The 26007-nt window shown below is 36.6% G+C and carries 19 protein-coding genes and 1 tRNA gene; 5 read left to right on the top strand and 15 right to left on the bottom strand.

Annotated features, from left to right (window positions below):
- Both atpG and MYP_RS04545 read left to right on the top strand, forming a co-directional pair.
- On the top strand, positions 1–891 hold the full coding sequence (atpG, locus tag MYP_RS04540; RefSeq protein ID WP_045459371.1) for an ATP synthase F1 subunit gamma: 891 nt from the start codon (positions 1–3) through the stop codon (positions 889–891).
- A 36-nt stretch (positions 892–927) separates the two neighbouring features.
- On the top strand, positions 928–1803 hold the full coding sequence (locus MYP_RS04545; RefSeq protein ID WP_045459372.1) for a UbiA family prenyltransferase: 876 nt from the start codon (positions 928–930) through the stop codon (positions 1801–1803).
- Here MYP_RS04545 and MYP_RS04550 read toward each other — a convergent pair.
- From MYP_RS04550 to MYP_RS04570, 5 genes are all read right to left on the bottom strand, one after another.
- Positions 1787–2959, bottom strand: coding sequence for an AIR synthase related protein (locus MYP_RS04550; RefSeq protein ID WP_045459373.1), 1173 nt, complete (start codon positions 2957–2959; stop codon positions 1787–1789). The genes MYP_RS04545 and MYP_RS04550 overlap by 17 nt on opposite strands.
- 78 nt (positions 2960–3037) lie before the next feature.
- Complete coding sequence (locus MYP_RS04555; RefSeq protein ID WP_081990398.1) at positions 3038–5098, bottom strand: OmpA family protein; 2061 nt, start codon at positions 5096–5098, stop codon at positions 3038–3040.
- Positions 5099–5238: 140 nt separating this feature from the next.
- The gene (locus MYP_RS04560; RefSeq protein WP_045459374.1) at positions 5239–5742 is read right to left on the bottom strand and encodes a hypothetical protein; all 504 of its coding nucleotides are present in this window, start codon (positions 5740–5742) and stop codon (positions 5239–5241) included.
- A 1-nt stretch (position 5743) separates the two neighbouring features.
- Complete coding sequence (locus MYP_RS04565) at positions 5744–6541, bottom strand: (Fe-S)-binding protein (RefSeq protein WP_045459375.1); 798 nt, start codon at positions 6539–6541, stop codon at positions 5744–5746.
- A gap of 21 nt (positions 6542–6562) precedes the next feature.
- On the bottom strand, positions 6563–7885 hold the full coding sequence (locus MYP_RS04570) for a (Fe-S)-binding protein (protein ID WP_045459376.1): 1323 nt from the start codon (positions 7883–7885) through the stop codon (positions 6563–6565).
- 77 nt (positions 7886–7962) lie between these two features.
- Between MYP_RS04570 and MYP_RS04575 the strand changes: the two genes are divergently transcribed.
- A tRNA-Phe gene (locus MYP_RS04575) sits at positions 7963–8035 on the top strand.
- Between the two features lie 349 nt (positions 8036–8384).
- Here MYP_RS04575 and MYP_RS24730 read toward each other — a convergent pair.
- The 5 genes from MYP_RS24730 to MYP_RS04595 form a co-directional block, all read right to left on the bottom strand.
- The gene (locus MYP_RS24730) at positions 8385–9887 is read right to left on the bottom strand and encodes a pseudouridine synthase (RefSeq protein WP_052429947.1); all 1503 of its coding nucleotides are present in this window, start codon (positions 9885–9887) and stop codon (positions 8385–8387) included.
- Between the two features lie 96 nt (positions 9888–9983).
- The gene (scpB, locus tag MYP_RS04585; RefSeq protein ID WP_045459377.1) at positions 9984–10739 is read right to left on the bottom strand and encodes an SMC-Scp complex subunit ScpB; all 756 of its coding nucleotides are present in this window, start codon (positions 10737–10739) and stop codon (positions 9984–9986) included.
- Between the two features lies 1 nt (position 10740).
- The gene (locus tag MYP_RS04590) at positions 10741–11124 is read right to left on the bottom strand and encodes a TraR/DksA family transcriptional regulator (RefSeq protein ID WP_045459378.1); all 384 of its coding nucleotides are present in this window, start codon (positions 11122–11124) and stop codon (positions 10741–10743) included.
- A 194-nt stretch (positions 11125–11318) separates the two neighbouring features.
- Positions 11319–11441, bottom strand: coding sequence for a hypothetical protein (locus MYP_RS26720; protein ID WP_262506730.1), 123 nt, complete (start codon positions 11439–11441; stop codon positions 11319–11321).
- A gap of 70 nt (positions 11442–11511) precedes the next feature.
- Positions 11512–14052: a lamin tail domain-containing protein gene (locus tag MYP_RS04595; RefSeq protein WP_045459379.1), complete on the bottom strand. Its 2541-nt coding sequence runs from the start codon at positions 14050–14052 to the stop codon at positions 11512–11514.
- Between the two features lie 69 nt (positions 14053–14121).
- On the opposite strand from MYP_RS04595, the gene MYP_RS04600 reads away from it, so the two are divergent.
- Positions 14122–15120: an aspartate-semialdehyde dehydrogenase gene (locus MYP_RS04600; RefSeq protein WP_045460948.1), complete on the top strand. Its 999-nt coding sequence runs from the start codon at positions 14122–14124 to the stop codon at positions 15118–15120.
- Between the two features lie 342 nt (positions 15121–15462).
- Positions 15463–16341, top strand: coding sequence for a YicC/YloC family endoribonuclease (locus MYP_RS04605; RefSeq protein ID WP_231570006.1), 879 nt, complete (start codon positions 15463–15465; stop codon positions 16339–16341).
- A gap of 7 nt (positions 16342–16348) precedes the next feature.
- Here MYP_RS04605 and MYP_RS04610 read toward each other — a convergent pair whose 3' ends face one another.
- From MYP_RS04610 to sprA, 5 genes are all read right to left on the bottom strand, one after another.
- Positions 16349–16717 carry a hypothetical protein gene (locus MYP_RS04610; protein ID WP_045459381.1) on the bottom strand — a complete coding sequence of 123 codons (369 nt, stop codon included), beginning with the start codon at positions 16715–16717 and terminating at the stop codon, positions 16349–16351.
- On the bottom strand, positions 16718–17983 hold the full coding sequence (locus MYP_RS04615) for a M28 family metallopeptidase (RefSeq protein ID WP_045459382.1): 1266 nt from the start codon (positions 17981–17983) through the stop codon (positions 16718–16720). It lies immediately after the preceding gene.
- A 64-nt stretch (positions 17984–18047) separates the two neighbouring features.
- A complete protein-coding gene (locus MYP_RS04620) occupies positions 18048–18431 on the bottom strand; it encodes a VanZ family protein (protein WP_081990399.1) in 384 nt (127 codons plus the stop codon).
- A 9-nt stretch (positions 18432–18440) separates the two neighbouring features.
- A complete protein-coding gene (gene gcvH, locus MYP_RS04625) occupies positions 18441–18821 on the bottom strand; it encodes a glycine cleavage system protein GcvH (protein ID WP_045459384.1) in 381 nt (126 codons plus the stop codon).
- 58 nt (positions 18822–18879) lie between these two features.
- Positions 18880–26004, bottom strand: coding sequence for a T9SS outer membrane translocon Sov/SprA (gene sprA / locus MYP_RS04630; RefSeq protein ID WP_052429948.1), 7125 nt, complete (start codon positions 26002–26004; stop codon positions 18880–18882).
- Between the last annotated feature and the right edge of the window lie 3 nt (positions 26005–26007).

Here is a 26007-nt window from a genome sequence, read left to right on the forward strand (position 1 = left end):
ATGCCAAGTCTTAAAGAGGTCAGAGGAAGGATTATTTCCATTAATTCTACACAGCAGATTACCAAAGCCATGAAAATGGTTGCTGCTGCTAAGCTTAGAAGAGCTCAGGACAATATTATCAAGATTCGTCCTTACGCTGAAAAGCTCAATGGAATATTAAATAATATAACTGCAAGTCTTGAAGGATCTGTAGAAAATCCATACTCTGAGATAAGAGAAGTAAAAAACGTATTGATCGTTGTCGTTACTTCTGACAGAGGTTTGGCAGGAGCTTTTAATACTAACTCAATAAAAGCTGCTCTTGCTCTTGTTAATGGAAGGTACAAAGCTCAGTATGAACAGGGAAATGTTAAATTTCTTTGTATTGGAAAGAAAGGATTAGATACTTTCCAAAAAAGAGGAGCTAATGTAATTCCTGATTATGCAGGAATGTTTCATGAGTTAAATTTCAGTACAGCAAGAAAAGCAGCTGAGTTTGCAATGGAAGGATTCCTTAATAAGGAATATGATGAAGTTGTTATAGTTTATAATGAGTTCAAAAATGTTGCGACTCAGGTTGTGAAAACAGAACAGTTTCTTCCTTTGATTCAGGATAGTTCTGAAGAGCAGAATTCTTCTAAAGATCAGGAAATTGATTATATCTTTGAACCTTCTAAAGAAGAAATTGTCAAAGGATTAATTCCTAAATCTTTGAAAATTCAGTTCTACAAAGCTTTATTAGAGTCTTTTGCTTCTGAGCACGGTGCTCGTATGACTGCGATGGATAAAGCTACCGAAAATGCCAAAGAACTTTTGAAAGAGCTTCGTCTGATGTACAACAGAACAAGGCAGGCTGCGATTACCAAAGAGATCCTGGAGATTGTTGCCGGAGCAGAGGCACTTTCTAAATAAATATTAAGTAATATTGAAAAAAGCTCATCTACTTTGATGAGCTTTTTTGTTTTATCCGGAAAATATTTGATACAGAGACTTTTCCAATTTGTCATTTTCTCAAATCTTTTTATTAGTGTAAGTTCCATTACGCTTACATTATCTACTTTTCTTATACTCAATACTAATTTTGGATCTCACGATGTTCCTTTCTTACTTTTTATTTTTGCTTCGACTTTCCTAACCTATAATGTGCATATCTGGTATAAAAAAGCAGGAGATGATGCTTCACTGCCTAGAAATATCTGGAGAATGCGGCATTCTGTTCTCATAAAGAACTTGTTTGTATTTTTTTTGATGGGCTTACTCGTCTCTTTGTTTTTTATTTCGAGTAAAGTAATTTGGTTTACAATGCATCTTGCTGTATTTAGTCTTTTTTATTCTGCACCTTTATTAAATTTTAAAAGAATTCCTTTTCTGAAAATTTTTCTCATTTCCTATGTCTGGTCTGTTAGTACAGTAGTTCTTCCTTCCATTAATAAAGGGCTTGGTTTTTTTGATAAAGAGGTGATTGAAATTTTTGTACAGAGGTTTATTTTTATCCTAGCACTTGCCATACCGTTCGATATTAGAGATATAGAATTGGATAAAAGAAATAACATCGATACTCTGCCTACTTTAATGGGCTTTGGAGGGGCAAAGTTACTTTCTGTTATTTTACTGATTCTATTTATTTTGTTGGGTTGCCTTTTTTATGGTCTGGATTATACCTTTTATTCACGTCTGGCAATCGGAATTTTAGCAATATTTTTAATTTTAAAAATAAAGAGATCCAGGTCGGATCTCTATTATATGGTAGGTATAGACGGAATAATGATCCTGTCTTATGTTTTTTTGTTTGTTTTTAAGATGCTTTTTAGCCTTGGTATTTAAATTCCCCTTTTTCAGATTTGATTGTAAGGGTTTTACCTTCACCTTTTTCAACCTTCCCAACTATTTGTGCTTCAATATTGAATGATTGGGCTATTTTGATGATTTCCTGAGCATGTTTTTCCTCAAGATACAATTCCATTCTGTGCCCCATATTGAAAACTTTATACATTTCTTTCCAGTCGGTTCCACTTTCTATTTGTATTACCTCAAATAATGGGGGAACAGGGAATAGATTATCTTTTACAATGTGTAAATTTTCTATAAAATGAAGAATCTTTGTTTGTCCGCCTCCGCTGCAATGGACTGCTCCATGAATGTTTGACCTGTGCTGATTGAGAATTTCTTTCATAACAGGGGCATATGTTCTTGTTGGTGATAATACTAATTTACCAAGATCAACAGGAACATCATTTATTTTATCAGTTATATTTCTTGAACCTGAATATACAAGATCAGATGAGATTGCCTGGTCGAAGCTTTCAGGGTATTTTGCAGCTAATTCTTTTGAAAAAACATCGTGTCTTGCCGAAGTTAGGCCATTGCTGCCCATTCCTCCATTGTAAAATTTTTCATAAGTTGCCTGTCCATAGGATGCCATACCCACTATTACATCACCTTCTTTTATTCTGTCATTACTGATTACGTCACTTCTTTTCATTCTTGAAATTACAGTACTATCTACAATTACTGTTCTGACGAGATCGCCTACGTCAGCAGTTTCTCCACCTGTACTGTATATTTCTATACCATTATCTCTTAGCATTTGAAGAACATCTTCAGTACCATTGATGATTTCAGCGATTACCTCTCCCGGAATCAGGTTTTTGTTCCTTCCTATTGTGGAGGAAAGTAATATTGTATCCAATGCTCCGACACACAGCAGGTCATCAATATTCATAATAATGGCATCTTGTGCAATTCCCTTCCAGACAGATATATCCCCGGTTTCTTTCCAGTAAATATATGCAAGTGAGGATTTTGTCCCGGCACCATCTGCATGCATAACATTGCAATAATCCTTGTCTCCTCCTAAAAAATCGGGTACAATTTTGCAGAATGCTTTTGGGAACAATCCTTTATCAAGTGTTTTAATAGCATTATGTACGTCTTCTTTGGATGAGGAAACTCCTCTCTGCATGTATCTGTCGTTACTCATTTAATTAATTTTTGGAATTACAAAAATAAAAAAAGTCCCGGTTTCTGACCGGGACTTTCTAGGATTTATCTTTAATGATTATTCAGACTTAATTTCTTCACTTGTGCCTGTACTATCTTCATCTTCACCTTTCATCTTGATCTTTATTGTTTGATCTCCTTCAGCCTCATCCTTTTTCTTAATGGTTATATTAGGATTTGTTACATTGGTGATTGTAAACTCTGTACGACGGTTTCTCTGGTGATCTTCTTCAGTCTGAGCATTTTTAACAAGAGGCTTGTCCTCTCCATAACCTTTCGGTGTAATTCTATCTTTTGCTATGCCCTTGGAAATAATATAATCTACAGCTGACTGAGCACGTTTTTGAGAAAGTTTTCTGTTGTAATCTGCGGACCCCCTTTCATCTGTATGCGAACTTAATTCAATTTTTATCTCTGGATTGTCAACGAGTAATTGAACAATTTTTAGCAATTCCAAAGCTGCATCCGGTCTGATATCCCACTTGTTAAAGTCGTAGTAAATATTATCAATTACTATGGTTACGCCAACCTCGATTTTGGGTAATACCATTTTATAAGGAATTTTTATAAAGGATTCACCCGGACCTAATTTTTCAAACGGAATTTTGGTCCCGACAGTTGAGAGTTCTCCATTGCTTTCTTTTAAATAACCAAACCTTGCTCCTATAATTTTATAACGGGTTTCTGGTTCGATCTCATAGGTATATTTCCCGGCAGCATTTGAGGTAAGTGCTGCAATGGTATCTCCCTTTGCGCTTACCAGCTGAATTCTTGCTGAGTCCAAAGGTATCTCTGTTTTATCATCCTTAGTAACTCCCACTATTAAACCATCCAGAATATAATGGGCGATTTTAATTTTAGACTTGTCAAGAAACTCATAAATATCATCATCTCCTTTTCCATTTGGTCTATTGGAAGAGAAATAACCAGTCAACGTATCTTTAAATGTAATAGCGAAGTCATCATAGCTTGTATTGATAGGACGACCTAAGTTTTCAATTTTTAGTTTGTTTTTGGTTGAATCTTTTCTCACAACAAACAAATCCATACCTCCCAGAGATGGGTGTCCATCTGAAGAGAAGTAGAATATCCCTCTGCTATCTTCATAGGGGAAAAGCTCATTACCTCTGGTATTTATTGGAGTGCCAAGGTTGGTTACATTTCCCCATTCTCCTTTTTCATCCTTTGTTGCCTTATAAATATCTACCCCTCCGTTAGCATCACCGCTTTCTCTGTTTGATGCAAAGTAAAGTGTTTTTCCATCAGCAGAAAGAGCAGGAGAGGAGTCCCATGCATCCGGGTCACTTATTGGAAGCATCTTAGGCTCAGACCAGACACCAGCTTGCAGAACTGATTCGTAAATATCCACGTCTTTAGCGCCTTTTTTGCTACCTGTATTTCCACGAGAAAAAATCATTGTTTTGCCATCTTTGGAGAAGGTTGCTGACGCTTCATGCGCATCTTCAGTATTGATAGCTTCAGGGAGTTTTCTTGCCTGGCCACTGAAATAGTCTGCACCATCAAAAATAAACTCATATAAATCCGTAAATCCTGTTCCTGAGGCAGTATGCATTTTTTGTGCATCTCTGTTGGAGGTAAAATACAGCTTGTCATTTTTGAAAGTCGGAGAATATTCTGTAAATGGCGAATTCAGCTTGTCAAGGTTTTTAACCTCGAAATAAGACTTCTTCTCAACTATGTCATTAAGAACTTTAAGATTTTCCAGCTCATTCTTTGCCCTGTTTACAAGGTCAAAGTTCTGGCCTATTTTAACATAATTTGAAAGTTGTTTAGCTGCGCCAACATAATTGCCAACCGCTTTAAGTGCAAATCCGTAATAGTAATATGCTTCTTCCTGATTGGTATTGTTTTCTACAGCTTTCGCATAAAAGGGCTCAGCCTCCTGCATTCTGTTGGACCGTCTGAACGATTCTGCGATATAATAATTCGCATCTGATGGCCCTCCTTTACTTACAGATTGCTGAAAGTTTTCAATTGCAGGCTGATATTCGGCCTGCTCATAATGTTGCATTCCTTTTTTATAGGATTTCATGGCTGAAGGAGTACAGCCTGCAAGAATTACCAGTAAACAAAAGAATTTAGAAAGATTGAGCTTCATCTTGAGTTTTTATAAATAGTCTAAACTATGCTTTGCACAAATATGCATATATTAAAAGAGTATATGCTGAAATTATTTCAACATATTCCCTTAAAATATCAAATTTAAAAAACTTTTTGAAAAATATAATTATTTGCCTGTCAGTTATTAAAAAAACGGGATGCCCAAGAGTTTTTAGCGGGTATTTCCCAGTTCATTTGCAATTCCTGAAGACTGCTAATTGTATTGTTATAGATCAGAGTTTCCTTTGTAATTATACCTTGCTTTATGGCAGTGGAAACTTCGTTAAATTTTACAATGTGGATTGGAGATGAGGCATTTTTGTACGCCACTAAGGATCTGTCGAGGAGATTAGTGCCTGTCTGTGAAGCTATCTCTCTTATTATTACGACAGATTTATCAATAGAACAACCACTTGCATCTGATATACTTTCATCAACAGCTAAAATGATAAATCTGTTGAATCGGATTTCAAAAGTGCCTGTGAGCTTTCTGCCATGACTTTCCCATCCTGAAATGAATGTATATAATTTTTCAGAAATATAGTCCTGTTCTTCTAACGAAAATTCTCTGTCCGATTGATATACCCAGACTTTAGAAGTTTCTGGAAAACTGGCAATTTTGGGTTGTTCTGGAATAATCATTTTATAGTCCTTCGTACTTGGCAATTAATTCTGCAATATCGTAAACTTTTATTTCAGATTCTTTTTCTTTGTTTTTAACTCCATCAGATAACATAGTCATGCAAAAGGGACAAGCTGCTGCAATAACTTTTGCTCCTGTTCCGATCGCCTCTTCTGTTCTTTCAATATTTATATCCTTGAAACCGGGCTCGGGTTCTTTAAACATTTGTGCCCCACCTGCTCCACAGCACAAACCTTTAGTTCTGGATCTTTTCATTTCAACCAGTTCAGCATCCAGAATTTCAAGTACTTTTCTTGGTGCTTCATATATATTGTTTGAGCGTCCAAGGTAACAAGAGTCATGGTAAGTTATTTTTTTACCTTTAAATTCACCTCCCCCCTGCAATTTTATTTTTCCTTCATTAATAAGTTGTTGAAGGAATTCAGAATGGTGAAGCACTTCATAGTTTCCACCAAGTTCCGGATATTCGTTTTTGATGGTATTAAAGCAATGAGGACATGCTGTTACAATTTTTTTTATCCCATAAGCATTCAATACTTCAATATTACTCACTGCCTGAACCTGAAAAAGGAATTCATTTCCGGCTCTTTTCGCAGGTTCTCCCGTACATGATTCTTCTGTCCCTAAAACTGCAAAGTTAACAGATAGTTTATTTAAAATTTTAACAAATGCTGCAGTAATTGATTTTGCACGTTCGTCAAAGGAGCCTGCACAACCTACCCAGAATAAAATTTCCGGAGTTACTCCTTTTGCTGCCAGCTCGGCCATTGTTGGAACATTTATCATATTTTCACTCATATCTTTATCAACTTCAATTATTTATTGATTTAATTTTTGAACCCAGTTTAACCTGTCCGAAGGGGAAAATTTCCACGGTGCAAAGTTGTTCTCAATATTGGAAAACATACCATTCCATGCAGCAGGAGCTTGTGATTCCTCCATTATTTTGAATCTTCTGAGCTGAAGGATAATGCTAACCGGATCGATATTTACTGGACAGGCCTCAACACATGCGTTGCAGGTAGTACAAGCCATAATCTCTTCCACTGTAATATAATCCCCAAGTAAAGATTTACCGTCCTGATGGTCTTTTCCGTTTGCTTCAATATTCCTTCCCACTTCTTCAAGTCTGTCTCTTGTATCCATCATGATTTTCCTGGGACTCAGTTTTTTACCTGTCAGATTAGCAGGGCATTGAGATGTGCATCTGCCACACTCTGTGCAGCTATATGCCTCCATTAAATTTTTCCAAGTCAGATCTTGAACATCTTTTGCCCCAAACCTTCCGGGTGCTACATTTTCATTGCCTGAATCAACAGGAAGATTAAGCATTAATTTAACCTCTTTGGTTACTTCAGGCATATTTGATAATCTACCTGCCGGGTCCAGTTTACTGAAATAAGTATTGGGGAAAGAAATAAAAATATGCAGATGCTTTGAATCTGTGAATACATACATGGCAAAAGCAAATATCCCCATGATATGTGCCCACCATCCAAATCTTTCAATAAATATCAATTCAGAAGTTCCCAGACCATTAAATAATGGCTTCAGAAAACTTGTAAAGAAGAAATCACCTGTAGAAATATAGTGTTCAGAGCCTCTTGATTGTAGTATGCCATCAGAGGTGTTCATGCTAAGGAAGCAAATCATAAGAAAAATTTCAATGGAAAGAATAAGGTTTGCATCTAGCTTTGGCCAACGCTTCATTTCTTCTCCATCAAATCTTTTTACTTTTATAATATTTCTTCTGACTAAGAAAATAGCACATGAGACTAGTACTGAAATGGCCAGGAATTCGAATATATTGATCAGGGAAGGATATAAGCCTTTAAAGACCGGGGCAAATATTCTGTGGGTTCCAAACAGTCCGTCAATTATAATTTCAAGGACTTCAATGTTTATGATTATAAAGCCGAGATAAACAAAGAGGTGAAGAATGGCAGGTAAAGGTTTTTTAAACATCTTTTTTTGACCCAAAGCAACCAATACCATCATTTTAAGCCTTTCTCGCGGCCGGTCATACAGGTTGACGTCTCTACCCAATAAAATATTTCTTCTTATTCTCAAGATGCTTTTTGTTATGAAAAATCCTGATACAGAAAGAAGAATCAAGAAAATAACCTGGGGTAAAAATTCCATAAATGAAAATATTTTAAAATTTATGTAAATATTGTTTGTTTAGTTATCAAAACCTAATATCTTTGCGCCACTTAATCGGGAACGTAGCTCAGTTGGTAGAGCAAAGGACTGAAAATCCTTGTGTCGGTGGTTCGATTCCACTCGTTCCCACAGGGGCCTCAAAAGGGCCCTTTTTTATTTTTAAAACGAATAATATAGTAAAACCGGGTTCTGGAGCTTTATTTTTTTCTTCTATCATATTCGTATCTCTTTCGGGCCAAATTTAATTTTAAAATTTATTAAGAGATTGATTCAAATTACAACCAGTTAATAATTTAAATCCTCTTGGATTGTTTATTCAATCACTATCGATTTAATGAGAAACTTGGTTGCATTTATTGAGGATTAATTTATATTTTTTTGCTGATTTTTGAGCATTCAGTTCAGAGTTTATTTGACAAAAAATAAGGCTGCCCTTTGTTAGAGCAGCCTTGGTGAGTTTTATAAAAGGAACATTTAATTAATGTCCTAAGTGCTTCAACTTTATTACTTCTTTCTCTGTCAGATGTCTCCAGTGACCTCTTGGTAAATCTCTTTTTGTTAGCCCTGCATACATAACTCTGTCCAGTCGGGCTACTTCATATCCCAAATGTTCGAACATCCTTCTGACAAGCCTGTTCCTGCCTTCATGTACCTGAATTCCGATCACCCAGCCATCAGGAGTTACAAATTCAAGCTGGTCTGGTTTAATTGGACCGTCTTCTAGAGTAATTCCGTTCTTTAACCTGGCAAAATCTTCATGACTCATAGGCTTGCTTAGCTCTGCCTGATATAATTTTTTTGTCCGGTTAGATGGATGCATTAATTTCTCCGCAAGTTCTCCATCATTAGTGAAAAGAAGCAAGCCTGTAGTATTTCTGTCAAGTCTTCCAACAGGGTAAATTCTTTCAGGGCCTACGTTTTTCACAAGGTCCATCACAGTCTTGCGTTCATTTTCATCATCAGTGGTGGTGATAAAATCTTTAGGCTTGTTGATGAGTACATATACAAGCTTTTCAGGGGAAAGTATTTTACTGCCATACTTAACCGTATCGCCTTTCTTTACTTTATAGCCCATTTCAGTCACAACTTTTCCGTTGACTTTGATAAGTCCGTCGGAAATAAGTACATCTGCCTCTCTTCTTGAGCATACTCCTGCATTAGAAATATATCTGTTTAGTCTTATTTCGTCAGATGAAGTTTTATTTCTAACACCGGATTTCTTCCCTTCAGTTTTTTTGAAGGGTCTTTTTGAGCTTGTTTCTTCAGACGATTTTTCGATATCATTATCCCCCCCGTCATATTCTTCATCCTTAGATTTTGAGAATGACTTTTTGAATGATGGCTTATCTGAATAGTTTTTTAATCCTGTCTTTTTGAAAGGCCTATCTTCCGGTTTCCCAGAAACTGTTTTCCAGTCTTGTTTCGGCTTAGAAAAAGATTTCCCAGATCGTGTTTCCTCACTTTTCCCTCTCGGTTTGCCCCTAAATGACTTTTCATCTGAGGACGATCTTTTTTTGCTATCAAAAGTTGAATCTGATTTTCTTCCTCTTTTTTGATCTCCTTCTCTTTCTCTCCCTTTAAATTCAGGAGTTTTGGCTTTAGGATCTTCACCAAATTTATTTCTTACAAATTTATTTCTTCTATTGTCAGAATCTCTTGATGAATCTTTTTTAAAATCTCTTCCTTTTCCTGATCCAGACAAAGAGTTTGGTTTCCTTCCTTCTGCGGATTTTTTACCTTTAAATTCGGAGGGTCTTTCTGGTTTTCCTGAATCTCCCTGAGAATCAAATTTTCTTCTTGGTTTTCCTGCTGGTACACGACCTGCTGGTGTTTTCTTCGCAGCAAAAGAAGATTTTCTGGAGGGGCGGGTTCCTGATGCTCCATCACTCTTTGGTGTAGAAGATTTTTTTGAAGAAAACTTAGAAGCCTTGTCTCTATCCGAAGCCCCTCTGCCTTTCCTCTGAGGTTGATCCTTTTTCATAATTCAATAATATTATTATTCAAAGTTCATAAAAAAATAATCAGGAAATTATGTTCCTGATTATTTTAATACAAATAAATTTTTTTTGTGGGAATTTTATTGCTCAGGCTCTAATGGGTTTTGACTTTCTGAGGAAAAATCTTCTTCTGATTGGGAATTGGAATTGGCCTGAGAAGAAAAGTCTCGAAAAGTATCCTGAGTGTTGTTTTCCTTATTTTGAGTTTCCGTGCTATTGCTGTCCTGAGCCTTAAATTCCATTTCTTCTAACTCAGCAGCAATAATTTCATGTTCTTTTTCCACCTCGTCGCCGATCTCATTTTCATCTTTCGAGAAATCTTTTGGCATAGGCAAATCTTTAAGACTATTGATGCCGAAATATTCCATAAACTTGGCGGTGGTACCATATAGAATCGGCCTGCCAACCCCATCAGATTTACCTTGAATTTCAACAAGTTCTTTTTCAAGAAGTTTTTGAATTGCATAGTCGCAGTTTACTCCTCTGATCTGCTCTATCTGATGTTTGGTAATAGGTTGTTTGTAAGCTATAATAGCACAAGTTTCAAGTGCAGACGTCGATAATCTTTTTTTAGATTTTTGCTTGAGCAAAATACTAATACTGGATTGATAGGCAGGTTTCGTCAGAAACTGATAACCTCCTCCCATTGAAAAAACTTTAAATGGGTAATTATCATCTTCATACTTTTGAAGAAGATTCTCCAATGAAGCTTGAATATCTTCAATAGGTACCTCTGCTTCAAACATTTCAGAAAGACAGGTTCTTATATCTTCCGCCTTTATGGGGTCGGGAGAACAAAAGATTAAACTCTCAATATGATGCTGAAGGAAATCCAAATTAGTCTTTTCTATTAAGTTTTGCCTCTATTGAATGCTGGGTGTGAGGAACAGCACGAAGACGTTCTTTTGGAATAAGTTTTCCTGAATCTACACAAATACCATAAGTTCCGTTTTTAATTCTGGCCATGGCATTTTCAAGCTGCTGAATAAATTTCTGTTGCCTTGCAGCAAGCTGTGTAAAGCTTTCTTTTTCGGCAGTATCAGCACCATCTTCAAGCAGTTTTAACGTACCTGCTGTATTGTCAGTTCCAGAATCATTTCTTCGGCTCAGAGTTTCCTTAATGTAATTTAATTCTTTTCTGGCTCTATCCAGTTTGTCAGCTATAAGCTGCTGAAACTCCTTTAATTCTTCGTCGGAGTATCTGAGTTTTTCTTCTGCCATAACGCGGATTTATTTTATATTAAAAAACGGGACGAAAAGTTTACCTCTTTTTGTTGAGAAACGGAATTCCCTGATTTTTGGTGCAAATTTAGTATAAAAAATGGTATCCCTGGGAAAGATCCAATAAATTAATTGTTAAAACTTTGTGGTCAGCAAGTTGAACAGAATTATTTATTTAAGGGAAATTTCCCTTATTAGAAATTATAATTCTGTTTTACCGCTTTTATGCGTGAAATAATTGACTGTCTGTCCATTTCAATATGGTGTTTCATACGCAGGTAGCGGTCTATTACATCTACTTCCTTGTTTTTTTCCATACAGGAAGAAATTATATCATTGATCAGGCATTTCATAAAATGCTACATTTAGATATTAATATACTGAACATCAGTATGATAATATAACCGCCTTCTTAAACTTTTGTTTTTCCCCGTTCAGACGGAAAATTTCAAATATGATCATATAAACTCCAATGTCTGCTTTCCGATTATCCTCAGCAATCCCATCCCATTGGAAAAAACCTTCATTTCCTAAAAGTTGATTAGATGCAATTTTTTTTATCTCTCTTCCTAGTCCATCAAGAACTGTGATGGTTGCGATTTCACCAGGATTATCAAGTCGGTATGTCAATAAAGCAAAATCATTTTTGCCGTCATCATTAGGAGAGAACTTCAATGGTTGTACAGAAAAGGAATTTTCTAAAGTCTCAAATTCGAAATGCTGACTATTACCATAGCCAGGAGTTGACCTGATTCCGGATGCAGCCGAATGCCAGTTAGATTCATCTGCTGTCGGATTTGTAAAAGAAATCCTTTCGAGACTGATCCCTTCAGGATCTTTAAGGATCTTATGATGCATTTTTTCAGTGTAGCTAAAACTATCAAAAAGTTCACCCGATGAATTTAACAAACTAATATTTCCTGAGTCATCATTAAAAGATGGCATTGAACTCATTTTTATAAAATTTTTGGATTTACCATTCGGATATTGATTTATCAATGATTTTGGATCGGATGTCAATACCAGAAATTGCATGGGCTCCATAATCAGTGGTCTAGTGGAAATTGAAAAAGTAGTAGCATTCTTATTTTCTGCATTGAATATTCTCCAGTTTTTAAGGTCAATAAAATGAGCTGAATTGTTATAAAGCTCAACAAAATCAGCTCCTCCGGGATATGGGTTAAACAGGATTTCATTAATCAGAACATCTCCTTCATGGGGAATTTCAGGTAAAGCAAATGATACCTGATTTTTCGCTATGTAATTTCCGTTGCAATCTCTTATTCCATTTAATGAAATCTGATATAATGTGCTGACCTTTATGGCATTGGTAAGAGCAATCAGAATATTTTTATTCTCTTTATACATTGCGTTTTGTATCCCAGTTTCAGGTGATATTGTAATGTTGTCTTCTCTGATTTGATTAGAAATATCCAGTTTTTCATCTAATTCAATTAGAATAGTCAGAGAATCAAGAAGCTGGACGTTTTTAATTATCGGTCCTTGTAAATCCGGTTTGATTGAATTTACTGAATTTTCACTACCAGGTGTGCCTCCTATTGATGCAACTGACCCATCCCAATTATCACTTTCTCCACAAGGGTTTGAAAGGTCTATCATTTCTAAAGCGACACCTCCTTCCATACTTAACCTATTGGTAAACCAGTCCAAAGAATAATTGACAGAATGAATAATTTTTCCCGATGGATCTTTAAGGTTAAGAGAGTCAGATGCATTATTCAATGATGGCCAGGGAGTAATACCAATGACTTTTCCGAAAGGCCTAAATTCAGCAATCGAAGGTGAGGGACAGATAATGAGGTATGACTTGGGAAATATTTCAACTGATGGTAATACTCCTGAAACAGAAGGATCAGAAAATCGCCATCCGGCAAGATTGATAGTGTCAAAAGAATTGTTGTACAATTCAATATATTCTTCTTCCGGAAGCCCCTTGCTGGGGGTAGGGTCCGAATAAATTTCAGTTATTAAAACGCTGCCGGGCTCTATTGCTGGTCTGTAATTAAATTCAAAAGAGTCTTGCAGTGTTTCTTTCAGGTGAAGATCCAGAATGCCATCAATAGCAAGTATATTTTTCCCTTTTCTGAAGATGACTTCAGATTTGAGAATCAAGACAGAGTCGTTAACAAAAGCTATATCTCTGATATAAGAATTGTTAATTTTAATATTATGAGTTTTAACGGATCTGGAAATTTTTTTGTTGAATTGAATAACAATGTCAGTGGCGTTGGAAACTTTTAAATCAATTATTGAAAGAGGAGCTCTTTGAATTGAAATGTCATCAAAATAAAAGTCTTTATTTCTGGTTGAACTGTGTATACAGGTTATCCCAAAGTAATCTCCGGTTTTATAAGTTGAATCTTGAAAAGAGAGTTCAGGTGAAAAATCGAATCCACCTAATGTGTCCGAAAAAACTTTCCACATATAGTTTAAATCTCTTATAACTTTAATTCTTAAAGTATTGCTGTTCTTACCTGCTCTGCCTGGAATTCCTGTACTTAGTTTAATAGAAGAGGCTCCATCTTGTCTGTATAAATCAATTCCATCAATGTTTCCACTTGATCCACCGATTTTCAAGTAGTATCCATATAATGAATTGGTCAGGTTAGGAGAGGAGCTGGTTAAATAAATCTTTACATAATTGCTGCTACTGGGGTTAAACGGCATTTTTACCCAAAAATGCCATTCAGCGTTTGTTGTTAAAATATTTCTTGTAGCTAGGTAGATTTCTTCACTTTGCTGCTTGCCGGAGCTTTGAAGCTGCAGATCTGCATTTATAAAAAATAAAGCAGTATCTCCCGTCCACCTAGGGGATGAGTTGAAATTATTATCAGAGAAAGAGTCATTAAACTGTGCAAAACTCTGAATATAAGAGAATAAAAAAAGTAAGAAATAGCTGGTTTTCACATGGTAAAAATAATAATAAATTGATTAATTTTGCCTTTGAATAAAAATTCAATAAAAAATAATACAAAAATGAAAATTGCAGTAGTAGGTGCTACCGGCTTAGTTGGTGGACAAATTTTAAAAGTGCTGGAGGAGAGAAATCTTCCTGTAACAGAACTATTACCTGTTGCTTCTGAAAGATCTGTTGGAAAAGAAATCATTTTCAAGGGTAAGCCATATAAGGTGGTCGATGCAGCCACTGCAATCAGTAAGAAACCTCACTTTGCAATATTTTCTGCTGGTGGAAGTACTTCTCTGGAGCTTGCTCCAAAATTTGCAGAAGCTGGTATCACTGTAATTGATAACTCTTCTGCCTGGAGAATGGACCCTACAAAGAAACTTGTAGTTCCTGAAATCAATGCAAATACCTTGACAAAGGAAGATAAAATCATTGCTAACCCAAACTGTTCTACAATACAGATGGTAGTTGCATTGAATCCTTTGCACAAAAAATATAAAATCAAGAGAATTGTAGTTTCTACTTACCAGTCTGTAACTGGTACTGGTAAAAAAGCTGTAGACCAATTAATGAATGAAAGAAACGGCGTTGATGGTCCAATGGCTTATGCATATCCGATTGACCTTAATGTAATACCTCACATTGATGTATTTACAGAAAATGGATATACAAAAGAGGAGATGAAAATGATCAATGAGACTAAAAAGATCATGGGAGACGATTCTATAAAAGTAACTGCCACTACAGTAAGGATACCGGTAATGGGTGGGCATTCTGAATCAGTTAATATTGAATTTGAAAATGAATTTGATATGGAAGAGGTTAAAAAGATCCTAGGTAGCGCTGAAGGTGTTATTTTGGAAGATGATGTGAAAAATCTGAAATACCCTATGCCTATGAATGCTCATAATCGTGATGAAGTATTTGTTGGAAGATTAAGAAGAGATGAAACGCAGCCTAAAACTTTAAACATGTGGATCGTAGCTGATAATCTTAGAAAAGGTGCAGCAACGAATGCTATTCAAATTGCAGAATATCTTCTTAAGAATAAAGTTGTAGTTGCTAATTAATAATTAGGATCACTAATAAAGATAAAAGGGGATTGACTTAAATGTCAGTCCCCTTTATTTTTTAAAAGATTTTTTTTGCGTGACATTATGCAAAATCATGTTATTTTTTGTTGTTAGGAGCTGCTTCGTAGGAGAGTTAAAGAGTCTCTTCCTGTAAATTGAGATATCCAAAAGTTGTCGAATCCTTAAAACAGTATGATCGGATAATTAAAATTAAGACATTTAGTGCTGTTTAATTAAAGAATTTATGAAGAAAAAAATTACTTTTACCTTTCGTATTTGAAAAATGCCTCATTGAGTTTACAGACTACTAGGGTTTTTCTTTATTTAAATATTTATAGAATGACGACACTTAGGTCAATGACCGGCTTTGGAATGGTAAAGTCGGATGCTGAAAATATTGAAATTAAGGTGGAAATTAAATCTTTAAATTCCAAGTTTTTGGATTTGGGACTTAGACTTCCAAAAGAATATCAGGATAAAGAAATGGAAATCCGAAATATGGTGAGCAATACACTTGAAAGGGGGAAAATCAGCATTTCTTTGGATGTGCAAACAAAAGTTGATGCCAAACCGAGGGTTTCTATAAACAAAGAGCTTGTTAAAAAATATTATGATGATCTTGTAGAGGCTGCAGCTTTTGTGGGAACTAAAGAAAGTGATCTTTTCAAGATTGCTTTAACAATGCCCAAAGCAGTGAATCAGGATCTGGATAATGAGGATAATTCAAAAGAGTGGGAAGTAATAGTATCTGTTATTGGCAAAGCTCTTGATCAATGCGATAAATTCAGACAGGCAGAGGGAGCAGCACTTGGTGAAAAGTTAAAAAGCTATATCATTCGAATTAAGGAATTGCTTGAACGAGTTTCAGAATTTGATCCACAAAGGATTCAAATGATACGTGAGCGGATTAAAGCGCATTTTGTAGAGTTTGGCAATGAACAAATGGACAAAAGCAGATTTGAGCAGGAGCTTATTTATTACATTGAAAAACTTGACATTACTGAGGAAAAAGTTAGATTGAACAATCATCTTGACTTCTTCCTGGAAAATATGAAAGTGGATAAGAGCGGAAAGAAGCTTGGCTTTATAAGTCAGGAAATAGGAAGGGAAATAAACACTATCGGCTCTAAAGCTAACGATGCGAATATCCAGAAGTTGGTAGTTGAAATGAAAGAAGAACTGGAGAAGATTAAGGAACAATCCCTTAATATCCTTTAATGTCGATTTACTTTTTACTGTCCCAGAAAACAGAGGTAAAAATTAGTATCATTCCTATGTTGGTGTTTAACAATTTGTTCCCCATAGTGTATTTGAAATAGTCAGCGGGAAACAGTGTAAACCATGTAGCTGCAACAAGGCAGATGAGGGCAAGGCCAAGAAGGTAATTAAATACCCTCATCAGCTTAATATTATTTGTAAAAAGTACAATACAAGCGATTAAGCCCGCATCAATATAAAACATATTTGAAACAAGAGATTTGCTAAATAGATCTGCATTCAAAGGATAGTATTGAACTGCAAGACCTATTAAAACGAAAACAGGACCCAGAACTTTTAGCAGAAGAGCGTTCATTCTTAATTCGATTGCTGCCATTTAAATTTTCTTTACAAAGGTTGTAATTAGACTGAAGACCTCTTTAAATCTTGTAAGAGGTAAAGTTTCCGGTCTGTCCATTACATCATGGTATGCACTTATGCCACCAAGGGTATAAAAGAAGAAAGCTGGTACTCCCTTTTCTGAGAAAAAGAAATGATCAGAGTTTGCCGCCGGACCTCTTCTTTTTATCGCAGGAAGTAGCTTCAGGGTTTCGTTTATTTCAAGTAATTTATTGTATTCTTCAGGGTGAAGTGTGGCGTTTACCACTGTCATTCCGTCATCCCCTGTTCCCAGCAAGTCCAAGTTGATCATAAATTTTATCTTTTTCAATGGAAACAAAGGGTTTTCAGTGAAATATCGTGACCCGATCAGACCAATTTCCTCGGCTCCGAAAGCCATAAATACAATTGTAAATTTGGGTCTATTCTCTTTTTGAGAATAGTATTTGGCTAATTCCAAGAGCATTGAGACTCCACTTGCATTGTCATTCGCTCCTGGGAAATATACTTTTTTGCCCATTGTACCCAAATGATCATAATGAGCAGAAATAATAATAACAGAATCGGATTTGCCAGAACCTTCTACAATTCCAATTACGTTTTGTGAACTATAGTTTTTTTTCAGAATAGCGTCCAACTTGAATCTGACCTTTTTAGTGCCATCTGGGAAAGAACTTTTGGCTACCTGAAAAAATGAATTGCTGAATTGTTTCTGAGATAATGAAGCTGTTAGTTTTTTATCATGGAGTTCTATAATACATTTTCCTTCATGAATTTTATCCAGGATTTCAGGTTTTTCTATTAGTTTATTATAAAATTTAACATCGTAGATTACCGCTTTGTTTTTGGTTTTCTTTGATAAAAAGGACTTTAGCGCATTTTCATTATAAAACACCATCGTGTCAAGAAATAATGCCCTCACATTACCATGTCCTCCCCTCGAGATACAATTAGCTATGTAATCTTTCCCAGTAACAAGTTTTTTCTTATCTGTTTGCAGTGAAATTCGTCCTTCAAAGCAATTGACATCATATTGAAAATGTTGAAAATAATCATCTCGGATGGGTTTAAGTCCGGATTTCTGAAATTCTGACTTGATAAAATCGGCAGCTGTTTTTGCTCCATCAAAATTTGCTCCTCTTCCATGCATTGAAGGGCTGCATAATGTATCAAGATAAGCTCTGACTCTGGAGATGTCTTGAGAAAAACATTTATTTGCGGTGAAAACTGCAATAGCTAAAAAGAATGCCAGATTCTTTCTCATAATACAAAACCTGTTATAAGTTGGAATATAATAAATGAAGGGTGAAGATAAATGTTATTTCACCTCAAACTTTTTCAGCAGAAGATTTTTTCTTAATAAAAATAAGAGGAAAAAATGTCCCTGCAGTGTTTGCTATAATATCAAGAAGGTCAAAATTCCTGTCCGGAACAAAATATTGAAGGCACTCCAAGGTAAAACCATAAAGGAAACTGATTAAGAATGCCTTTCTTATTGTATTAACTTTTAAGGCCGGGTAGGAGTTCTGAACGTTAAAGCTTTTTACCAGCAACCAACTCAATACAAAAAATAAAGTAAAATGAACCAGCTTGTCAATTTGAAAAAGACTGGAGAATGAAAATTGAGGAATTGCTTTACCTGACATGAGGTAGAGTACTAAAATTATAAGCACCCATGTCCAGGTAAAGACAATAGTAAATTTTTTACTCATATTTTAGTACTAAACTCCAATCAACTTTTTGTATGCCGTGGCATCCAATAATCCGCTCAGTTGATCAGGGTTTTTAATGTTGATTTTAATAACCCATCCTTTTCCGTAAGGATCGCTGTTTACTAGCTCAGGACTTGACTCCAGATCTTTGTTAAACTCTACAATCTCAGAGGTAACTGGCATGAAAAGATCAGAAACGGTTTTTACAGCTTCTACTGTTCCGAATACCTCTCCTGCATTTACTGTTTCTCCAACAGAGTCAATGTCGAAGTAAACGATATCTCCCAATTCGTTCTGAGCAAAGTCTGTGATACCTACGATAGCAGTATTGCCTTCTATTTTGATCCACTCGTGTTCTTGTGTATACTTTAATTCTTCCGGAAAATTCATTTTGTCTAAATTTTTTAATTTCTGTTCAAAAATACACTTTTTTTTAAATTGAAGAACATTATGACAGGGTGAACCTTAATTGAACGCCAAAAGATGTTGTTGCTCTTCTGTATGAACTTGAAATTCTCGGAGTATTGATCGTCCGCTCAAAGTAGAATAATAGATTAACTCTTTGGTTTACTACATAACTGATGGTCGGCCTTAACTGGAAGTTGAGGTTACCGTTTGTTACAACTGCAGGATCTCCGATTTTTCTTTGAACCGTTTTTAAATCACTGACAGTGACATCTATTTTTACATTCAGCTCATTCTTCAAAGGAGGAATTTCCCTGCCCTGCCATCTGAAAGGGAACTTGAACCCTGTTTTAGCAACACCTATACCCAGCACAAGATCATTTTTATTATTTTCCTGTATCTGAGCATTTGACATACTCAATGCAAGTCTTCTGTCTTTTCTGTATTCAACCTTATAGGTCATTTTTCCCTTGGTCCGAACGTTAATACCCACTAACGGTGCAAATGTTTCCTGAATAACCACCTGGTCTACTACATAAACAGGGACAAGTTTGCCATCTATTACTGAAGATGGCGGTGCATTTTCAATGTCGGAGTTGGGGTTTATTTCTTTAGAACCATAAGCGAGCGAAGAGGTAAAACTTGACACACTGTACTTGCTCGTATATCCATGAGAAATAATTACACTTGGGAATAACTTTTTAATTTTATCAATTCTGGTTAATCCTGAGAAATCCACCCTCCAGTTTGGCAGTGGAATTTTAGGGAATGATGTTAAGCCCACTTTAGAAGCATCTTTGCCTGAATAAGCGGCAATAAATGCAGGAATGAGTACATCCTGGGAATTTAGGCTGTAGGTAGTATCGCCCTGGTTATTTGGATATTGACGTCTTGAAAAAATAACTCTTCTGTTCTCTACAAACTGATCAAAGGTTTTTGAAGAGTATTTTCCTCCGCTTCCTTTTCCTTGAAAGGCAGTTCCTATACTTATAAATGTTACTTCATAACGACCATTTCTATAAGGGTTGTCTGAAACGAAATCATTGCCAAATTCGTCAATTCTGAAAAACTCTTTATAATCGCTCGCTTTAGTCCTGGACGCTTCCACCTGAATTCTCAGATCTTTAACAGGCTCCAGGGCTGTTCTTAAATTGATAGTTTCGGTCTTTACCTGGGTGAGTGGTGTTGTTACATTTCTGAAAGCAGCATTTTTGGTAATGTAACCATTTTCTGCAAATTCCCTCTTGAATTTTTGAAGATCCTGGTCACCCAGAATAAAAGGGAGCATTGTGCCAGCATTAACACCTTCTCCTATACCAAAATATTTTGCAATAGGCATGTAGCCCGGCATCAATATCCCTTGGGTTAGATTGTATGTAAAATTGATAGTCTTAATGCTAATGACAGCTTTAGTTACCGCTTTGAGCCCTTTCATCTCGGGTTTAGGAAGTTTTTGAGTCGTGTCTTTTTTGATTTCCGGTTTAGGCAGCTTTTTGGGTGGAGGGCTGTTTAACTCTTTCAGAAATTTAACTCTGTTGTATATTTTTTCAAGGTTTATTTTGCCGTTTACTCCAAAAGTACGTTCATTTCTGACAGAGTTTCCAAGCGTATCTCTTTGATATAAGGCTCCTGAATTCCATGTATATCCTGCAGTATAGCGGATGTCTGCACCAATCCAGTCAGTAATAGGCAGCTTATCAAATGGAACTTTATAATTTGCTCCGAGCGACTGGTTATAGTCTTTCATGCGACCAAAGTGTCTCAGATTTTTCCAGATTGTGTCCCTGTTTTCTCTTGAGTCAGGAGCATATTTAGTAGTTTCATCAATTATAGCGTTGGCTGTAGCTGAATAATCTATTGATAAACTTCTTGTAAAGTTCCAAACAAGGCCGTACACCCTATTGAAGGTAAACATCTTTTCATAATAAGGAGCTGATAGAATGCCATAAATCGGACTTGCTTCATAGAAAACAGTTGTTTTGGCTCTCCTGTCAAGATCTCCTCTGAAAGAAATTGTAGATGGAATAAAGTTAAAGTTTAAGTCTTTGATGAGTTTGAGGTATTTTTTGTCAAATGCCTTTACTTTTTTAAAGGGCTCAAATGGTTTTGCCTGGCTGGTGAAGTTATATCCCAGACCACCTTTATACATTTTAATGGTAGAATCCTGTACAGTAGAACTTGTTCTCCTGGTATCGCTATACCCGAGGGTTAGAGACAGATTTTCTATATCCCATAAATGGCTTTTGGCATCTTTTTTGGTCTTTACTTTTTGTATGTTTGTAAAGTTGATAGCTCTCCTAGTTGTCTGGGTAAGTATAAGATTTTTATACGCATCTCTTTCTGTGTTTGTACCAAAGCGGGAGAGGGAGTTCTTCATAAGTACATCCGGATCAAGGGGGTCGTACTTAGGGGAGATTACCTCTCTGTCATAGCCTACAAACAGAGGAAGACGTATTCCAAGTTTTTGTGGTAAAAACTTGTCAAGGCTGATATTACTTTGAATCCCCCATTGTAAAGTATTGTTACGTTCCCTTTGAGAAACTTTTTGCTCAAGAGTACCAAATCCTACAGATGTATATCTTAGTGATCCCGAAACAGTGGCAAGATCTGCCAGCTTAACATTTGCCCTTGCAGTAGCGGCCCACCCCGGACTTTCCTGAAAGTTTGTTGCCCTTAACTCATTAACCCAGATACAGGCAGATTTTGGCTGTCCGTCTTTAGTATATGGGTTTCGGATACCTATCATAATGGTTTGTACAGAGCTTATGTCTGGCCTTCCAACAACAGTGATTACTCTGCCATTAACAGTTTGAGAGAAGGGGCTGCTCATAATTCTTCCGGATTTATCACCCAGAACTTTAACGTCTATAAGGTCTGCAATACGCAGGTTAAGTTCGTTTTCCGATCTCCAGATCTGGTTTACATCTCTACTGCCTTGTGGAGTGAGATAAAGAGGAATGGCGACTTCATAGAAATTTTCTTTAAAGTCTGTTCCTAATCGGATGAATGCTTCTAGATCTCTATCTTTTGTATTGATATCTTCTGTCTCAGCGTGGACAAACATTCTGAGGTTTTTGTAGTTCAGAAGATCAAGGTTGATGATCTTATAGGCAGCTCCTGCTTTTTTATCAGGAATGTCGTCTGCACAAATTCTCAAAGACTGTTCATTTAATCTTCTGTTATTCTGAGCTGTGGCATCCTGATCTCTTGAGAACCCGGGAGGTAATACATATGGTATTTTACTCCCTTCTACTTTACCATTTTCTTCAATACTAACTGTTGAAATATTAACAGGGGTCACAGAAGGCTCAAGGAACTCACCCGTATTTTCATAAAGAGGTTCATTAAACGGTCTCCACTGACTTGATACCAGCTGAAGTTTTACAAACCTCATAACAACAGGATCTTCAAAGCCGGTAACGTACATTCTCATGAATTTAATCGTCTTGAAACCATTGATATTACCGACAATTGAATCGGGCTCTCTGATCGGTATTCTGAATTGATACCAGGTAACTCCGCTGTCTCCCGTTACTTTATCAACCACGTGATTTTTACCTATTACAAAATCATTCTCATTAATATTGATTTTATATTCATAATATTCGTCAAGATCATTAATGGTGTTATCAGCATTCAAATCTTCATTATCAGGAAGTGTAGAGTTCGATTGAGTGAAGTTATTGTCACCTGCTGCGATAGGAGAGTTGTTCTCCATACCATTATAGTTTTTATATCGCTGAAGCACGCTAAGTTGTTGAGCATCATTTTCTTTTCCGAGGTAATGTCTGAAGTTATCACCTGAAGGGTCGCCAAGAATTACATTTTTCGCGTCTTCTGTAATACCAGGAATGGAAGTTACCTTTGTAAGAAAATCATTGAAATAACTTTCCTCTGCATTATTGTCAAGACCATCCAGACCTACGTCTTGTCTGCTTCGTGTGGTAGGGTCATTATCAAAGGCATTGGTAAGAAATGTTCTTGTAGTTACTTTACCCCATTGGTTTTCCTTAACTCCATCAGTAGCATCTGCATCGGTTACCGGAAGTCCGTTTTCGAAAGCATGTTGTCCGTCTTTCATGACGTCTTCTGAAATACTTCCGAGGTTAAAGAATAACTGACCGCCTTTTGTTACTCTGCTGTTTTTACTGTCATCCAGATATACAGGAACCTTAGATTTAGATGAATTAGGGTTCGTTCCTGTCATAAAGGGATTCATCATCCAGAATTCTATGTATTGCACATTTGCATTATCAAAGTCAATTTCATTACGAAAGTCTCTGGTAATAGCTCCCCAATTTTTTGATGGATTTGGAAGCTCTCCAGAAGCGTTTAGATTGGGATTATAGTTATATGGCCCTCTTTCACTCGGGAAATAAGCAAGGTCAAAAGTTGTCTGGTTAAGCGTATAGACCTGCCTATCCTGGTTGGGAAAAATTTCCTGAGGTCTTACAATTCTGATAAAGTGGTTTTGAATATGCTCTTCAAGGCCTTTAGGTACTCCGGTTCCGTTGTTGCGGTAAAATACGTTGTCTATATTGTACCATGCAAGTTTTGCTCTGCCGTAAGTATATTCTGTAGTTGTGCTGGTGCTTTGCGGAAAGCGTTTGGGTGTACTACCAATTCTCCACTTAGACCATGATCCGGTTATATCGTTAGCAGTTTTTGCACCTTCAAAGTCATCAATAAAAGCAGTACCGCCATTTTTGGAAACGGCTTTTGAATGCCCTGGAATAAGCTGGGCAACTTCACCGGCAGCAGTTATTGTAGAAGGTGCTTTCGTCTGGATTCCGGGTAAAAGGTCAACAGCTTTGGTAAGAATTCTGGAATCTTTCCTAAAGTTAGCATCAAACCCAAGCATAGTATTTCTGCTTGGTTCATCACCTATACTAACCCTTGTAATATTCGGAGTCTCATTCTGATGCAGCACTGTAGCTCCTAAAAGGAAATCATCGTTGATTTTATAGTCAAAGCGGGTTCCGAAAAATGATTTTCTGCGGAAGTTGAAGATATCCTGCTTTTCATATCTCACTTTAATTTCTTTATTGGAAGCAAGAATACCTTCATTAGTAATGGTCAATCTTCCTGTCCCGTCAATTGTGTAATCAGAACCATATACAAGAGGCACACTTCCTGCTGTCACGATGACTGATTCCTGAGCTATATTTATACCTGGTAGTTGTATGGAGTTTGTAGCTGTGGATTGATAGCGGCCTTTCAGATAATATTTATTCTTGGAAGCAACAAGCATCGCATCCCTTTGTGTAGAGTCGTAAAGTTCGGTGAAAACGTATTTGTTGATGAGATTTTGTTCTGTATTAGGATCAAAAAATTGATTCATATTGGTACCGAATGGCTCAAGCACAGGAAAGATTATCCGTCCGTATTTGGAATCTATGGTTACATCCTCTACATAGTCAAAGTTACCATCAGCAATTGGGTCATTATTCATATTCAGCCTGTCAAGGCCGGTCATTTTAAGGATGGTTCTCCCTGAAGCGATTGTGCCTTCCTGCAACACAGGCAGATCCAGTCCACTATAGTCATTCTTGTAAATAACCCTTAGCTGGAAATTGTCTCTTGTAAGCTGCGTTCCTCCTACCTGGTAAATGTTCTTCATCATCAGGTCCCATGTTGGAAGTCTTGTCTTTGTGGCAGAGGGCTTAATCATTTTCAGGATTATTAAAGAATCACCAGTAATATTGGTGATGTCTTCATTCATCTCACCTACTTTGTAAGTTTTACCCTGATAAGTATATTCAAATGCTACTGCAATACCGGCATCTTCCTGTATCTGTGTATTCAACGTGATGTAGCCAAGGTCAGGTTGAAACTTATAGTCTGTAGGTAAAAGTTTTCTTGCACTTTTGATAATCTCATAATCAGTTCCTTTGGTAAGGCCCTGGCTATTGAGGTTAGCTTCCATATTATCCGAAGTTCTGTAATTTCTAACCTTATCGTATAGGTTATTACTTTCGTTGCTCGCAGCCTTGTTAGAATTGCCCTGTAAATTTTTGTTATAAGGAGTTGATTCGCCGAGATCAAGATACCCTATAATACTTCTCAGGTTTTGGGTATTATTGGTCCTATTTGTAACGTATACATCTACCCTTGTAATTTTTACTCCGGAGTTTAATACAGGCAGACTGGAAAGAGAACCTTCATAATTGTTTCTGAAGAATTGACCAAGGAAGAAGTGTCGCCTGTCTTCATAGTTATCCGCTTTAATGTTAATTTCCCGTGCCTGTGATCCTCCTTGGATTCTTATTTCTTCACTTTTACCTCTTTGGCTTGAGAATACTGATGTTACAGACAGCCTTCCGAATTGTAATTTTGTTTTAATACCAAAAAGGTTCTGAGGGCCCTGCATGAGAGTACTGTTTAAAGGAAAGCTTACAGTACCAGCTTCTATCTTTTGTATGATATCTTCTTCAAATCCGGTGTATTCAAGTTTAAGATTGTTCTGAAAGTCAAATGTGGCCTTAGTGTCCCAGTTGGCAGTAAGCTTAAGTTTTTCTCCGATCTTTCCAACCACGTTCATACTGATCTGCTGGTCAAAATCAAATCCACCAGTCCTTTGTTGCCTTACAGGAATATTGGGGTTATTGACGCGTTGCCATTTGCCTCCAAAGTCCAGCATTACCAAGCCATTAGGTCTTATGTCCACGAAATTACTTCCGAAAGGTCCTTCAAGACCACGCACATATATTTTGGGGATAAGGTTACCTCTGGAAGAAACAGGGGTTTCCCCATCAAGACCCTGTGACTTAGATTTCCAGTAAGACTTCATCATTTCTTTCTGACGATACGTTGAGTATTCCTCGAAAGTCATAGTGGAAGGAGGTCTATAATCTAATTCACCTACTTTTTCATAGATATTATAATTCTCCATGCTTGAATCAAGCTCCACTTCTGTTTGCACATTGGTTGGGTTTTTCAGCAGAAAAGGAGATTTAGAAGACCTGTTGGAAAAAGGGTCACCCTCTCTGTCATTAGGATTGTAGTTAGGTCTTTTCTTTCTGTCTTTATTCTCTTCAGTTGAATCACCTGGCGGCCCAGATCTTCTGTGATTATAGGTGATATTGCTGGGCTTTCCGAAGGAAACCCAGGTATAAAAAGTTACACAGCTAAGTGTTGCTACGAGTATGTATTTATTCAGATTCAGCACTTG

Source organism: Sporocytophaga myxococcoides, assembly GCF_000775915.1.
Taxonomy (GTDB): Bacteria; Bacteroidota; Bacteroidia; order Cytophagales; family Cytophagaceae; genus Sporocytophaga; species Sporocytophaga myxococcoides_A.

Excerpts from the sequence above, each read along its gene's own strand:
- atpG (WP_045459371.1), top strand. The coding sequence starts at position 1 with ATGCCAAGTCTTAAAGAGGTCAGAGGAAGGATTATTTCCATTAATTCT.
- MYP_RS04610 (WP_045459381.1), bottom strand. The coding sequence starts at position 16,717 with ATGGCAGCAATCGAATTAAGAATGAACGCTCTTCTGCTAAAAGTTCTG.
- MYP_RS04600 (WP_045460948.1), top strand. The coding sequence starts at position 14,122 with ATGAAAATTGCAGTAGTAGGTGCTACCGGCTTAGTTGGTGGACAAATT.
- MYP_RS04605 (WP_231570006.1), top strand. The coding sequence starts at position 15,463 with ATGACGACACTTAGGTCAATGACCGGCTTTGGAATGGTAAAGTCGGAT.
- gcvH (WP_045459384.1), bottom strand. The coding sequence starts at position 18,821 with ATGAATTTTCCGGAAGAATTAAAGTATACACAAGAACACGAGTGGATC.
- MYP_RS04620 (WP_081990399.1), bottom strand. The coding sequence starts at position 18,431 with ATGAGTAAAAAATTTACTATTGTCTTTACCTGGACATGGGTGCTTATA.
- MYP_RS24730 (WP_052429947.1), bottom strand. The coding sequence starts at position 9,887 with ATGAAAAAGGATCAACCTCAGAGGAAAGGCAGAGGGGCTTCGGATAGA.
- MYP_RS04565 (WP_045459375.1), bottom strand. The coding sequence starts at position 6,541 with ATGAGTGAAAATATGATAAATGTTCCAACAATGGCCGAGCTGGCAGCA.
- MYP_RS04570 (WP_045459376.1), bottom strand. The coding sequence starts at position 7,885 with ATGGAATTTTTACCCCAGGTTATTTTCTTGATTCTTCTTTCTGTATCA.
- MYP_RS26720 (WP_262506730.1), bottom strand. The coding sequence starts at position 11,441 with ATGGAAAAAAACAAGGAAGTAGATGTAATAGACCGCTACCTGCGTATG.
- MYP_RS04560 (WP_045459374.1), bottom strand. The coding sequence starts at position 5,742 with ATGATTATTCCAGAACAACCCAAAATTGCCAGTTTTCCAGAAACTTCT.
- MYP_RS04545 (WP_045459372.1), top strand. The coding sequence starts at position 928 with ATGAGCTTTTTTGTTTTATCCGGAAAATATTTGATACAGAGACTTTTC.
- MYP_RS04590 (WP_045459378.1), bottom strand. The coding sequence starts at position 11,124 with ATGGCAGAAGAAAAACTCAGATACTCCGACGAAGAATTAAAGGAGTTT.
- MYP_RS04550 (WP_045459373.1), bottom strand. The coding sequence starts at position 2,959 with ATGAGTAACGACAGATACATGCAGAGAGGAGTTTCCTCATCCAAAGAA.
- MYP_RS04615 (WP_045459382.1), bottom strand. The coding sequence starts at position 17,983 with ATGAGAAAGAATCTGGCATTCTTTTTAGCTATTGCAGTTTTCACCGCA.
- MYP_RS04555 (WP_081990398.1), bottom strand. The coding sequence starts at position 5,098 with ATGAAGCTCAATCTTTCTAAATTCTTTTGTTTACTGGTAATTCTTGCA.